This is a genomic window from Flavobacterium sp. UBA6135 (assembly GCF_002428305.1).
GTDB lineage: Bacteria > Bacteroidota > Bacteroidia > Flavobacteriales > Flavobacteriaceae > Flavobacterium.
Window position 1 is genome coordinate 1 of the sequence record NZ_DIVJ01000023.1, and the last position, 13,143, is coordinate 13,143.

At 33.8% G+C, this 13,143-nt stretch carries 14 protein-coding genes; 8 read left to right on the forward strand and 6 right to left on the reverse strand.

Features of this window, described 5'->3' with window-relative positions; genetic code table 11:
• Positions 1-234: 234 nt before the first annotated feature.
• Complete coding sequence (locus B3L86_RS05875) at positions 235-1,494, reverse strand: ABC transporter permease (protein WP_291116246.1); 1,260 nt, start codon at positions 1,492-1,494, stop codon at positions 235-237.
• Positions 1,495-1,585: 91 nt separating this feature from the next.
• Here B3L86_RS05875 and B3L86_RS05880 point away from each other — a divergent pair, with 91 nt between their 5' ends.
• Positions 1,586-2,851 (forward strand): exo-beta-N-acetylmuramidase NamZ family protein, encoded by a 1,266-nt coding sequence (locus B3L86_RS05880; RefSeq protein WP_291116249.1) that lies wholly within the window; start codon positions 1,586-1,588, stop codon positions 2,849-2,851.
• A 33-nt stretch (positions 2,852-2,884) separates the two neighbouring features.
• On the opposite strand, the gene B3L86_RS05885 is transcribed toward B3L86_RS05880, so the two are convergent.
• The gene (locus B3L86_RS05885) at positions 2,885-3,379 is read right to left on the reverse strand and encodes a YkgJ family cysteine cluster protein (protein WP_291116252.1); all 495 of its coding nucleotides are present in this window, start codon (positions 3,377-3,379) and stop codon (positions 2,885-2,887) included.
• Between the two features lie 72 nt (positions 3,380-3,451).
• Between B3L86_RS05885 and B3L86_RS05890 the strand changes: the two genes are divergently transcribed.
• A complete protein-coding gene (locus B3L86_RS05890) occupies positions 3,452-4,162 on the forward strand; it encodes a class I SAM-dependent methyltransferase (protein WP_291116255.1) in 711 nt (236 codons plus the stop codon).
• A gap of 51 nt (positions 4,163-4,213) precedes the next feature.
• On the opposite strand, the gene B3L86_RS05895 is transcribed toward B3L86_RS05890, so the two are convergent.
• Together B3L86_RS05895 and B3L86_RS05900 are read right to left on the reverse strand one after the other, a co-directional pair.
• Positions 4,214-4,618, reverse strand: a complete 405-nt coding sequence (locus tag B3L86_RS05895) for a DUF2059 domain-containing protein (RefSeq protein WP_291116258.1) — start codon at positions 4,616-4,618, stop codon at positions 4,214-4,216.
• 40 nt (positions 4,619-4,658) lie between these two features.
• A complete protein-coding gene (locus B3L86_RS05900) occupies positions 4,659-5,291 on the reverse strand; it encodes a 7-carboxy-7-deazaguanine synthase QueE (RefSeq protein ID WP_291116260.1) in 633 nt (210 codons plus the stop codon).
• Positions 5,292-5,460: 169 nt separating this feature from the next.
• Between B3L86_RS05900 and B3L86_RS05905 the strand changes: the two genes are divergently transcribed.
• Both B3L86_RS05905 and B3L86_RS05910 read left to right on the forward strand, forming a co-directional pair.
• A complete protein-coding gene (locus tag B3L86_RS05905) occupies positions 5,461-7,011 on the forward strand; it encodes a helicase HerA-like domain-containing protein (RefSeq protein ID WP_291116263.1) in 1,551 nt (516 codons plus the stop codon).
• 10 nt (positions 7,012-7,021) lie between these two features.
• The gene (locus B3L86_RS05910) at positions 7,022-7,384 is read left to right on the forward strand and encodes a cupin domain-containing protein (protein WP_291116266.1); all 363 of its coding nucleotides are present in this window, start codon (positions 7,022-7,024) and stop codon (positions 7,382-7,384) included.
• Positions 7,385-7,390: 6 nt separating this feature from the next.
• Here B3L86_RS05910 and B3L86_RS05915 read toward each other — a convergent pair whose 3' ends face one another.
• Positions 7,391-8,734 (reverse strand): FAD-dependent oxidoreductase, encoded by a 1,344-nt coding sequence (locus B3L86_RS05915; protein ID WP_291116268.1) that lies wholly within the window; start codon positions 8,732-8,734, stop codon positions 7,391-7,393.
• A gap of 150 nt (positions 8,735-8,884) precedes the next feature.
• Between B3L86_RS05915 and B3L86_RS05920 the strand changes: the two genes are divergently transcribed.
• From B3L86_RS05920 to B3L86_RS05935, 4 genes are all read left to right on the forward strand, one after another.
• Complete coding sequence (locus B3L86_RS05920; protein ID WP_291116270.1) at positions 8,885-9,520, forward strand: flavin reductase family protein; 636 nt, start codon at positions 8,885-8,887, stop codon at positions 9,518-9,520.
• A 1-nt stretch (position 9,521) separates the two neighbouring features.
• Positions 9,522-9,671 carry a DUF2256 domain-containing protein gene (locus B3L86_RS05925; protein WP_291116682.1) on the forward strand — a complete coding sequence of 50 codons (150 nt, stop codon included), beginning with the start codon at positions 9,522-9,524 and terminating at the stop codon, positions 9,669-9,671.
• A 64-nt stretch (positions 9,672-9,735) separates the two neighbouring features.
• A complete protein-coding gene (locus tag B3L86_RS05930) occupies positions 9,736-11,016 on the forward strand; it encodes a DASH family cryptochrome (RefSeq protein ID WP_291116273.1) in 1,281 nt (426 codons plus the stop codon).
• Complete coding sequence (locus B3L86_RS05935; RefSeq protein WP_291116276.1) at positions 11,013-12,545, forward strand: cryptochrome/photolyase family protein; 1,533 nt, start codon at positions 11,013-11,015, stop codon at positions 12,543-12,545. Before B3L86_RS05930 ends, B3L86_RS05935 begins: the two co-directional genes overlap by 4 nt.
• A gap of 2 nt (positions 12,546-12,547) precedes the next feature.
• On the opposite strand, the gene B3L86_RS05940 is transcribed toward B3L86_RS05935, so the two are convergent.
• Positions 12,548-13,108, reverse strand: coding sequence for a hypothetical protein (locus B3L86_RS05940; RefSeq protein ID WP_291116279.1), 561 nt, complete (start codon positions 13,106-13,108; stop codon positions 12,548-12,550).
• Between the last annotated feature and the right edge of the window lie 35 nt (positions 13,109-13,143).

A 13,143-nucleotide genomic window follows, 5' to 3' on the forward strand; every position in this document is an offset into this window, starting at 1 on the left:
ACTAAGAAAGAAAGGCACGAAGCTTTTGGAAACTTGAAACTTGAAACCTGAAACTTCTTTTTACTACTGCTTCCCTAGCCCCGATTGTAATGGAAAGCCTTGTGAAAGATTGTTGTATTTTTTCTTGGTAAAAAAAGCGACCAACGGAAGCTCTTTTTTTGACTTAGAAAAAAACAACATGACAAACAAGCTTGGAATGGAAAGCGGGAAATGGCTTCTGGAAAAAATTACAATTTAATCAAATCGGATTGCTTTGACCGGAGAAATTCTTGAAATGATATAGGAAGGAATAATCAATACTAATAGACTTATTAAAAGTGTTCCTAAATTAAGAAGTAGTATATAACCCCAATTAAGATAAACAGGAGCCACTGTTACGTAGTAGTTTTCAGGATTTAACGTGATGATACCAAATCTATCTTGGATAATAATAAGTGTAATAGCAATTACATTTCCCCAGAAGAGGCCTCTTACAATTATATAGAATGCGTTGTAGAGAAAAATTTTCCTTATTAACCAATTATTGGCTCCAAGTGCTTTGAGGATGCCAATCATTTGGGTTCGTTCCAATATCAACACCAAAAGTGCAACAGCCATATTAATGGTTGCCACTATAATCATGATGGTTAAAATCACTATAATATTGAAGTCAAATAATTTTAACCAATCGAAAATATAATAATATTTGTCAAGGATTATTTGGGTATCTACTGTTTTTGTTGGGTCTTTTTTGTTGAAGGTATTATTGTAAACTTGGTTTCCAACTTGTTGAATTTTATCAAAATCATGAACAAACACTTCAAAAGCACCTACTTCATCGGCTTTCCATTTGTTCATTCTTTGAATGTGTCTGATATCTCCAATCACATAAGTTGCATCAAACTCTTGAAATCCGGAATTAAAAATTCCAACTATAGTAAAAACTCTCAAATTGGGCGATTGCCCACTTTCTTCTTTCATAAAAAAAGTATTGCACTTGTCTCCTATTTTGAGTAGTAATCTATTGGCAAGATATTGGGATATTATAATTTCACCATTTTCTTGAGTAGCTAAATCGATTTTAGGTTTTCTACCTTCAATCAGATACTCTTTCATGTTTTCCCAATTGAAATCTGTCGAAATCCCTTTAAAAACAATACCTTCAAAAGTGTTTTCTGTTCTAATTATTCCGGCTTTTGTGGCAACAACTTGAATGTTTTTTACCCCTTCGACATTTTTAAATTTAGGATAAAACTCTTGATCCTTAGAAATGGGTACTTTGCTAACTTCTGATTGATTATCATCAAATACCTTAATAATAATGTGTCCGTTGAAAGCTGAAACTTTTTGGCGTATTTTTTGCTGAAGTCCAATACCGGTTGCTACTGCAATAATCATCATTAAAATTCCGATTGCTATAGCTGCAATGGCAATTTTAATTATTGGTTTAGAAATACTACTTTTATGGTGTTTAGAAGTAGCCAGTCTGTTTGCTATGAAATATTCTAATTTCAATGGATTGGATTTATTGCAAATATAGATTTTTTTGAGTTGCTGAGATACTGAGTAAGTAAGTGACTGAGTTTTTTTTTAAATTATTTTTTATATGAAATATTATTTTTTGTGTTTAGGTTTATTGTGTTTGTTGGTTTGTTGCGGCGGGAATAAGAAAATAGAGGAAAAAGAAAAGAATAAAGATATTTTCATTATTAATGCAGAAGCACAATCAAATGAATTTAAGACAGGTGCTGAAAATCATGCAGCTTATTTGCCCTTGTTGGTTGGTAAGAAGGTTGGTGTAGTGACAAATCAAACCGGAATTTTAACTGTAGAAACTGAAAATGTGGTCGTTAGAGATGGTGTCAAAGAGTATCAACGTATTTTTAATAACCAACATTTAGTTGATTTTTTATTAGAGCAAAAGATTCAAGTTCAAAAAATTTACGCCCCCGAACATGGTTTCAGAGGAACTGCAGATGCCGGAGAATTAATTAAAGACGGAAAAGATACTAAAACAGGGTTGCCGATAATTTCACTTTATGGCGATAATAAAAAACCAAAACCGGAGCAATTAAAAGGAATTGATGTGATGGTTTTTGATTTACAGGATGTTGGGGCGAGGTTTTATACTTATATCTCTTCATTGCATTATGTTATGGAAGCTTGTGCAGAAAACAACATTCCGCTACTAGTTTTAGACCGCCCTAATCCGAATGGTGGTATTGTTGACGGGCCGATTTTAGAAAAAGAATTTACAAGTTTTGTAGGTATGCATCCGATTCCGGTTTTACATGGCATGACTATTGGCGAATATGCAAAAATGATTAATGGCGAGAAATGGTTGAAGGATGGCATTCAATGTGACCTGACAATACTACCTAATTTGAATTATAATCGTGAAATGCCCTATAGTTTACCCGTAAAACCATCGCCAAATTTGCCTAATGGTCAATCGATTAATTTGTATGCGAGTTTGTGTTTTTTTGAAGGCACGAATGTGAGTGTTGGTCGCGGAACAGCGAAACAATTTCAAATTTATGGTTCACCTTTTCTATCAAAAACAGATTTTAGCTTTACACCAAAACCAAATTTAGGAGCAAAAGACCCAATGCACAATGGTAAATTGTGCTATGGAGAGGATTTAAGTACAATCCAGAAAGTGAATCGCTTGGAATTGAAATGGCTTATGAAAGCGTATGAATCTACTTCTGATAAAGAAGTGTTTTTCAATTCGTTTTTTGTGAAATTGGCAGGTACTAAAAAATTACAAGAGCAAATTGAAAAAGGAAATTCTGAGAACGAGATTCGAAAAAGTTGGGAGAAAGGTTTGATAGTGTTTAAGGAAATGCGGAAAAAATATTTGATTTATTAAAAAAAGATGAAAGATGTGAGATATAAGAAAAATCTACAACGGCAATTTCTCCTTCATTCGTTCCACAATATTATAAGCTGCGGGACAAATGGCCACATTTAGTAAGGTCAAATCGGTAATTTGATTGAACTTTTTTCTATCGGTATGCGGAAATTCGCGGCAAGCTTTTGGACGAACATCGTAGATAAAACATTTGTTGTCGCTTTCTAAAAACGTACAAGGAACCGATTTCAAAACATAATCATTCTCTTCATCGATTCGTAAATATTGGTCAATGAATTGCTGAGGTTTTTGTCTAAAATGTTTCGAAATTCGTTCAATATCAGAAGAAGTAAAAAGTGGACCGGTTGTTTTGCAGCAATTGGCACAATCCAGACAATCTGTTTTTTTAAATTCAGCATCATGTAAATCTTGCATCACATAATCTAAATTTTTGGGTGTTTTCTTTTTAAGCTTATCAAAATACTTTTTGTTTTCGATATGCTTATCTTTGGCAAGTTTTCCGAGTTCGTTTAAATGTGGTTTCAAGTTTAAAGTTTAAAGTTGAATTGCAAAATTAGTGAACTTGAAACCTGAAACCTGAAACTTTAAACAAAATAAATGAAAGACCTTTTCGGAAAAGCCATTTTAGACTATCAAACCGGAAATGATCCGCAGGATTTGATAACCGAAACATCCATTTCTGAATCGGATGAAATGAGTGTTGCTTATTTGTTTCGAGATTTTGATGAAATGCCTAAGATTGAACAAAAAGCATTGCTACTTTCCAAAGGAAAAATTTTAGATGTGGGAAGTGGTGCAGGAAGTCATTCATTATACTTACAACAAAAAGGGTTTGATGTCACTGCAATAGATATTTCGCCAAGTGCTATTGTAAGTTGTGAATTGAGAAATATTAAAAATTGTGTTATTTCTGATATTTTAAACTATGAAACCTCTGAAAAATTTGACACCATTCTTTTGCTAATGAATGGAACAGGAATTTTTGGAAAACTAAATCAGATTTCAAAGTATTTGCAAAAACTGAAATCACTTTTAAAGGAAGACGGACAAATTTTAATTGACAGTTCCGACTTAATTTATATGTATGATCAAGATGAAGATGGGGCTTATGAAGTCCCAGCAGATGGCTATTATGGCGAATTAACTTTCACCATTGCATATAAAGGTGAAATTGAAGAAACTTTTGATTGGCTATATGTTGATTATAACACGCTTCAAAATGCTGCTAATGCCAATGGTTTCCAATGTGAATTGGTTTTGGAAGGTGAACATTTTGATTATTTGGCTAAGCTGACTTTTTTTAAATAAAAAAATCCCGCCGAAATGAAACAACGGGATTTATCTTATTTTTTTTGGAAATTACTCCATGTATTTCATTAAAATCTCTTGAAGTCCAGCACCCCATTCTTGACCTGCTAACATGGATTGTTCGAAAATTACTCCTGCTTTCTCTGCAATTTTTTTTCCAACAGGACTCTCATAAAATTTAATCATTTCTTTAACATCTTGATGCGTATACTCTTTTATATAAATTTGTATTACTTTATCATAGAAAGCCGGCATTGTTGCTTCAAAATCTTTTGAAAATTGTTCATGTTTTTCATTAGGAATCATTGCCATAATTTGCTTTTTTGCCGATTCCATTTGGGCAGTTGAGCCAGACATTTTTATTACTTTCAACACATCTGCTTTAAAAGCAGCATCTTGAGCCATTGCAAAATGAGCAATCATTACAAAAACAAAAGACAGAATACACTTTTTCATAGGTTTTATATTTAATAGTTGTTTCAAAAATAATTTAAAATTACGGGATATTCAAATATTTATGGGTTTGCAACGAAACTCGCCATTTTGGATTTTTCATCACATACTCTACAATTAAAGGTGTCATTTCTTCTTTTTTACTCCATTCCGGTTGTAAAAAAAGAATTGCATTTGGATTTACTTGAGCCGCTTGTTCTTCTGCAAAAATAAAATCGTGTTTGTTGTAAACTATGACTTTCAATTCATTAGCCATTTCATAAGCACTTTGAACCGGTAATTTATTTTTCTTTGGAGAAAGACAAAACCAATCCCATTTTCCGGTCACGGGATAACATCCGGAAGTTTCAATATGGATTTTAATTCCGGCATTTTTAAGTTTGTTGGTTAAGGAACTCATATCCCAAGTTAGTGGTTCTCCACCAGTTATAACGACAGTATCCGAATATTTTTTTGCATTTGAAACAATAATCTCTATTTCCGTGGGCGGATGAAGTTCTGAGTTCCAACTTTCTTTCACGTCACACCAATGGCAACCCACATCGCAACCGCCAATTCTGATGAAATAAGCTGCTGTTCCCGTATGATAGCCTTCGCCTTGAATCGTATAAAACTCTTCCATTAACGGAAGCATTTCTCCTTTTTCAACAGCTAATTGTATTTCTTTTTGAAGCATTTTTCAATTAAATAAGTGTGCAAAGATAGGGAATTGGTTTTTTGGATTGTTCCAATATTAGATTTTTAGATTATTGGAAAATTTGATTATTGGAAAAAATGTTGCTTTTTTGAAATGCTGTTTTTTGAATCATTTCGTTTCCTTACATTTGAAATATAAATAAAACATTATGAGCAAAGTCGAAGAATTTAGTAATCATATTAAAAACGGATACACCTGCAAAGGTGATTTTATAACGCTAGGCGGAGCTATGTTAGATGGTGTTCCTGTTGGTGGTGAAGCTCACGTGAACATTGCTTTGAAAACCCTGAACCGTCACGGATTAATTGCCGGAGCGACCGGAACAGGAAAAACCAAAACCATTCAAGTGCTTTCTGAGCAACTTTCCAAAAATGGAATTCCGGTTTTGATGATGGATATAAAAGGTGACTTTTCAGGAATTGCAATGCCTGGAATTGAACAATCCTTTATAACTGAACGTCATGGAAAAATCAATTTACCGTATGAAACAAAAAGTTTTCCGGTGGAATTGATGACGATTTCCAAACAAAACGGTGTTCGCTTACGAGCCACTGTTTCTGAGTTTGGTCCTGTTTTATTCTCCAGAATTTTAGATTTGAATGACACACAAGGTGGCGTTGTTGCTGTAATTTTTAAATATTGCGACGATCATCATTTGCCGCTTTTGGATTTAAAAGATTTTAAAAAAGTACTTCAATATATTACTGACGAAGGAAAAGCAGAAATTGAAAAAGAATACGGCAGAATTTCAACAGCTTCCACCGGATCCATTTTGCGAAAAATCATTGAATTAGAACAACAAGGAGCTGCTATGTTTTTTGGTGAATTATCGTTTGATATTGATGATTTAATGCGAATTGATAAAAACGGAAATGGGTATGTGAATATCATTCGTTTAACCGATATTCAAGATAAACCGAAGTTATTTTCGACGTTTATGTTGAGTTTATTAGCGGAAATTTACAGCACTATGCCCGAGCAAGGTGATGCAGGACGACCTGAGTTAGTGATTTTTATTGACGAAGCTCATTTAATTTTTGACCAAGCCAGTAAAGCCTTGCAAGATCAAATTGAAACCATCGTAAAACTGATTCGTTCCAAAGGAATTGGCATTTATTTTATCACACAAAATCCGCAAGATATTCCGGCCGGCGTTTTGAGTCAGTTAGGCTTAAAAATCCAACACGCTTTGAGAGCTTTCACAGCAAACGATCGAAAAGCGATTAAAATGACTTCCGAGAATTATCCGTTATCCGATTATTATAAAACCGATGAAGTGATTACGCAACTCGGAATTGGAGAAGCATTTGTAACAGCTTTGAACGAAAAAGGAATTCCGACTCCACTTGTTGCTACGATGCTTCGAGCTCCGATGAGCCGAATGGATGTGTTAACTTCACAAGAAATTGACAGTTTAATTTCTGAATCAAAATTAGCCAAAAAATACAACGAAGAAATTGACAGGGAAAGTGCTTTTGAAATTTTAGACAAGAAAATTACAGCTGCGGAAGAACAAGCTGCCAAAAAAGCGGAAGAAATTGCAAAGCAAAAAGAAGCTGATCGACAAGCCAAACAAGCTCCTGCACGAAAAACTTCCACACGAAGAAGCACGGCACAAAATCCGGTTGTGAAAGTGTTGACGAGTGCGACTTTTATTCGGGGTGCTTTGGGGATTTTGAGTAAGATGTTTAAGAAATAGAAAACGATACATGAAAAAATACTTCATCCAAAAATCACCATTCATCGTTCCAACAACAGATGGAAAACTAATCGAAGAACATTTCGGAAAAGCTTCTGATGGCAACAATGACATTTCAATTGCTCACATGATTGCTCCGCCGCATTGGAGTGAACCTTTTCAAACGCCAGAATTTGATGAATATACTTATATCATCAAAGGCAAAAAACAATTTATCATTGAAGATGAAGTAGTTGTTTTAGAAGCCGGTCAATCCATCAAAATTGAGAAAAACACTCGTGTTCAATATTCCAATCCGTTTGATGAAGTATGTGAATATATTGCCATTTGTAAACCGGCTTTTGATTTTGAGAAAGTGCATCGGGAAGCGTAAGGAATTTTATTTGGAAAGAAGCTGAATAATCTTCTCTTCCACTTCTTTACTATCCCATTTTTCTTCAATATTTTCCATTTGCATCACTTCTTCCATGATTTTATTTTGAAAATCACCGATGGCTAAAGCTTCTGAATAAGGTTGCAGACTGAATGTTACCCGACTGTACAGTGGCATCCATTTGTCTGGATGTTTATCGGAAAACCATTTTTCAATTTTCTTTTGCAATAAGAATTTTTCATCGGCAGTTTTGGCACTCATTTCCATAAAATTGCGATAGGAAAGTTCGGCAATTGCATCAGCGTTGGGTTTGCGGGATTTTTGGTACTCTTCAAAAATGGTTTCCCAATCGTCCCCATATTTTGAGATCATTTCGTTCAAAACAGTTATATCTTCAAAACCGGCATTCATTCCGTGACCATAAAAAGGAACGATGGCATGACACGAATCGCCAATCAAAGCCACTTTATCATTGAATGTCCAAGGATAACATTGCATCGTGACCAAATAACTTTTTGGGTTTTTAAAAAAATCTTCCACCAAATCAGGAATCACTTCTTTGGTATCGGGGAAATATTTTGCAAAAAATGCGACCAACGTTTTTTCGTCGTGTAGACTTTCAAACGAATTTTCACCTTCAAAAGGCATGAAAAGCGTACAAGTAAAAGAGCCATCTAAATTAGCCAATCCCATCAACATAAAATTACCGCGAGGCCAAATGTGTAATGAGTTTTTGTCAATTTTATAACTTCCGTCTGCGTTGGCCGGAATGTGTAATTCTTTATAACCAACGCTCAAAAACTTTTGCGAATAATCAAACATACTTTGGCGTTGCATGCGGTGGCGAATTCTCGAAAACGCACCATCAGCACCAAAAACTTTATCATATTTTAAATCGGTCCACTCGCCTCTTTCGGTTTCGCCAATATGCAGAGTGGCATCGGATAATGTAACATCCCAAATTTTATGTTCAAAAAAGAACTCAACGCCTTCGGCTTCAGCCAAATCAATCATTTTTCTGTTTAAAACACCTCTCGAAAGTGAATAAATCGCTTCACCTTCTTTACCATAATTTTGATAGATAAGTTTAGAGTCTTGCAAATGAATAGCTCGTTTATCAACCGGAATTCCGATTTTTTTGATTTCCTCGGTCAAGCCGATGTCATCCAATGCTTTCCAACCTCGATTTGACATCACCAAATTAATGGAACGACCGGAAAATTCAATCGTTCGAATGTCGGGACTTCGATCAAAAACATGAACAGTGTGACCTAATTTTTTAAGGTATATTGCCAATAATGTTCCTACTAAACCGGAACCAACAACGGCAATTTTTTGAGGCGTTTGCATGAATGAATATCAAAAATTCAACCACAAAAATAAGGAATATAAAAGGATTTTTAAGTTATAAAGAAAATATATTTCGTTGTAAATATAAATTTTGTTTAACTTTTATTAATTTTAATTAAACAAAAACTATCTTTGAAAAAAATTGCGTTTATGATTCCATTTTCTAAAGAAACGATCCAAAATCTTTCAAAAATTCCACGTTTGAATTTAATTAACAGCTGCACAGGTTATAAATCGGCCAATTTAATTGTCACTAGAACATTTAAGGGAATTTCTAATGTAGCCGTATTCAGTAGTGTAACACATTTGGGAAGCGATCCGGCATTGTTAGGTTTTATTCTTCGCCCAACGACTGTTCCTAGAAACACGTACAAAAACATCAAAGACTTGGGATATTTCACGATAAATCACATCACAGAATCGATGATTGTTGATGCTCATCACAGTTCGGCAAGTTATGATGAAAGTATTTCTGAATTTGACAAAACCAATTTGGAAGAAGAATATTATGATGGAATTTCAATTCCGTTTGTGAAAGGAAGTCCGGTGCAAATTTTATGCAAATACCTCAACGAATATGAAATTAAAGAAAACGGTACGATTCATATTATTGCTTCGATTGAACAATTATTCATTAAAGAAAATTTAATTCAAAACGAAAATTGGTTACGATTAGATTTAGAAAATGTGGTTTCGATTAATGGTTTAGATGCTTATTGCGTTCCAAAGTTGGTTGAACGTTTTGAATATGCTCGACCAAATATCCCAACCAAATCAATGTTATAAAATGGCTCACAAAAAAGTAAATCTCCCAGAAAAAATCTGCAAAACGTGTGGACTACCATTTTCTTGGCGAAAAAAATGGGAGAAGAATTGGGAAGACGTTTTATATTGTAGTGAGAAATGTAGGAGGAATAAAGTTGGGAGTAAGGAGTAGGGAGTTTTCAGTCGCAGTCGCAGTTTTCAGTTTTCAGTTTTTAAATACTAATTATCATAAAAAAATGAACAATCTAGTTTGGTTTCGAAATGATTTACGAGTAAACGACAATACTTCTCTCTTCAAAGCTTGTCAAAAAGAGGGAAAGGTTTTGGCTGTTTATTGTTTTGATCCGCGAGATTTTCAAGAAACGAAATATGGTTTCAAAAAAACTGAAAAATTTAGAGCTCAATTTTTTTTGGAAACTGTTTTCGAACTTTATCATTCATTAAAAGAAAAAAACATTCCGCTCTTTGTTTTTTATGGGAAACCGGAAGATACAATTCCGAAATTGATTGAAGAATATTCTATTTCAACTGTATTTCTTCAAAAGGAATGGACAAGTGAGGAGGTCAATATCAATGTCAAACTCAAAAATCAAATTTCAAATGTTGAATTTATAGAAACATATGACCAATTTTTGTTTCATCCGGATACTATTCCTTATTTAGATTTTAGAGAAATTCCGGAGGTTTTTACTGTTTTCAGAAAAAAATGTGAGTCTACTGTTAAAGTAAGACCAAGTGTTTCGATTGAAAAATTGCCTGAATCCAATTGGATTAAGCCAAATTCTTTCAATTTAACTTTGGAAGTTTTAGGTTTGGAAAGTTTTGAAATTCATCCCAATTCCGCTTTTCCTTTTCATGGTGGCGAATCAAGTGCGATAAAACGATTAGAAAATTACTTTTTTGAAACAGAAAATTTGTCGTCTTATAAACAAACCCGAAACGGATTAATTGGAGCCGAATACAGTTCGAAACTTTCCGCTTGGTTAGCGAATGGAAGTATTTCTGCCCGAACCATTTATTGGGAAGTTCAACGATATGAAAAAGAAATTTGCAAAAACGAAGATACTTATTGGTTGATTTTCGAACTGATTTGGCGAGATTATTTTAAATACATTTCGCTAAAACATGGAAATAAAATATTCCAACTCGATGGCATTTTGGGTAAAAAATACGATTGGAATTTCCATTCAAAAGCTTTTGAAGAATGGAAAAACGGCACTACCAAAGAACCTTTTGTGAATGCCAATATGATTGAATTGCAACAAACCGGATTTATGAGTAATCGCGGAAGACAAAATGTGGCGAGTTTTTGGGCAAAAGAATGGGAACAAGATTGGCGTATCGCCGCAGCTTATTTTGAAAGTATGCTGATTGATTATGATGTACATTCCAATTACGGTAACTGGATTTATAATTCCGGCGTTGGAAATGACCCGAGAGATCGAAAATTCAACATCAAACGTCAAGCGGAAATGTATGATGCGAACGGTGACTATCAAAAACTATGGTTGAAATGAAAATACTCCGATTACTTCTTGGTGACCAATTAAATCACAACCATTCTTGGTTTCAACAAACCGATGAAAATGTCATTTATCTGATGGCGGAAATGCGTCAGGAAACCGATTATGTAAAACATCACATTCAAAAAGTGGTGGCATTCTTTTTGAGTATGCGGAATTTTACTTCGGATTTGAAAAGTAAGAATCATAAAGTTGTTTATTTTGAGATTGATGATGCAAACAATCCTCAACATTTAGAAGCGTTAATTGAACAAACTATAGAGCAATATTCCATTCAAAAATTTGAATATCAATTGCTAGATGAATTTCGATTGGATGAACAATTGAAGCAAATTTGCCGAAAACTTACCATTCCAACAGAAGTTTTTGACACAGAACATTTTTACACAACAAGAACTGAATTAGCCGAATTTTTTCAGGGAAAGAAATTATTGTTGATGGAAAATTTCTATCGAATGATGCGAAAAAAGCACGACATTTTGATGGTTGGAAATAATCCGATTGGGAATCAATGGAATTTTGATCACGATAATCGAAGAAAGTATAAAGGCGAAGTTCCGATTCCGAATGCAAAAGTATTTTCAAAAAATGTGAAAGAAATTCTTCATCAATTGGAAAAAATGGAAGTCAAAACCTTTGGTTCAATTGATGAAGAAAAATTCAACTGGCCTACTACGCGAGAAGAATGTTTGGAACAATTGGATTATTTCTGTCACCATTTACTAAAACATTTTGGCGATTATGAAGATGCTATGCACACGGAAGAAAAATTTTTGTTTCATTCCAGATTGTCGTTTGCGATGAATACGAAAATGCTTTCACCGAAGGAGGTGATTGAACAGGTTGTACATTATTATCATCAAAACGAAGATGAAATAACGCTTTCGCAAGTAGAAGGATTTGTGCGACAAATTTTGGGTTGGCGGGAATATGTTCGTGGCATTTATTGGAAAGAAATGCCCAATTATTCCAAGATGAATTCCTTAGAAAATTACAATCAATTACCTTCTTTTTATTGGACTGGAAATACGAAAATGAATTGTATGAAGCATTCCATTTCTCAAAGTTTGGAGGAAGCGTATGCTCATCACATTCAGCGTTTAATGATTATTGGCAACTTTTCATTGCTCACGCAAACTCACCCAGATAAAGTCGATGCCTGGTATTTAGGTGTTTATATCGATGCGATTGAATGGGTGGAAATGCCCAATACACGAGGCATGAGTCAATATGCCGATGGTGGAATTTTAGCCACCAAACCCTATGTTTGCTCAGGAAGTTACATAAACAAAATGAGTAATTACTGTGGAAGTTGTCACTATAATGTAAAAGAGAAACTTGGCGGAAAAGCGTGTCCGTTCAACAGCTTGTATTGGAATTTTTTGGATGATAAAAAAGAGCATTTCAAAAACAACCAACGCATGGCGATGATGTTGAATTTATTGAATAAGATCCCGGCGGAGGAGTTGTATCAGATTAAAATGAAGGCGAAGGAGATTATGGAGGGTTTGGATACTGTTTAGAACTATTTCTTTAGAATTATTTCAGTTGTGAATTCGGCCAATTTATCTCCTAAAGATTTAGTCCAAATATCAATTAGATTTATTTTGCTTTTTTTCAAACTAAGATTTATCCTTGTTCCAATGTTTAATTTATCAAATTTAATCCGTTTAGTTTCTATTTCATCAATAGAATTAAAAGATAAACTTAAACCTTTTTGTTTTAAAATATCCTTTCTCAAATAATCAATTGGTGTTATTGTTACTAACTCTTTTTCAATATCAATTCGAATATTATTGTTCGTTTTAATTCGGTTAGCTCTTGTCTTTAATATGATAATTATCCAAACCAATGAAACTCCAAAACAAAATACCCTAAAAGAAAAATCAAGATTGAATTTGTAAAGTACGATAAACACAATTAATGGCATTAAAAAAAGTAAAATCAAATCCCCTACAAAATCCACTTTTTTAATCTTTCTTGAATTGAAAATCATCTCCTTTTCATCCAATAATATTTCAGGATCTCTTAAAGTATTCTTTTCTTCATTATAATGTTTTAAGAATTTTTCTTGTTTATAAGTCATTTCAAACTGTTCAAATTTTTATATTAAATTTTGTT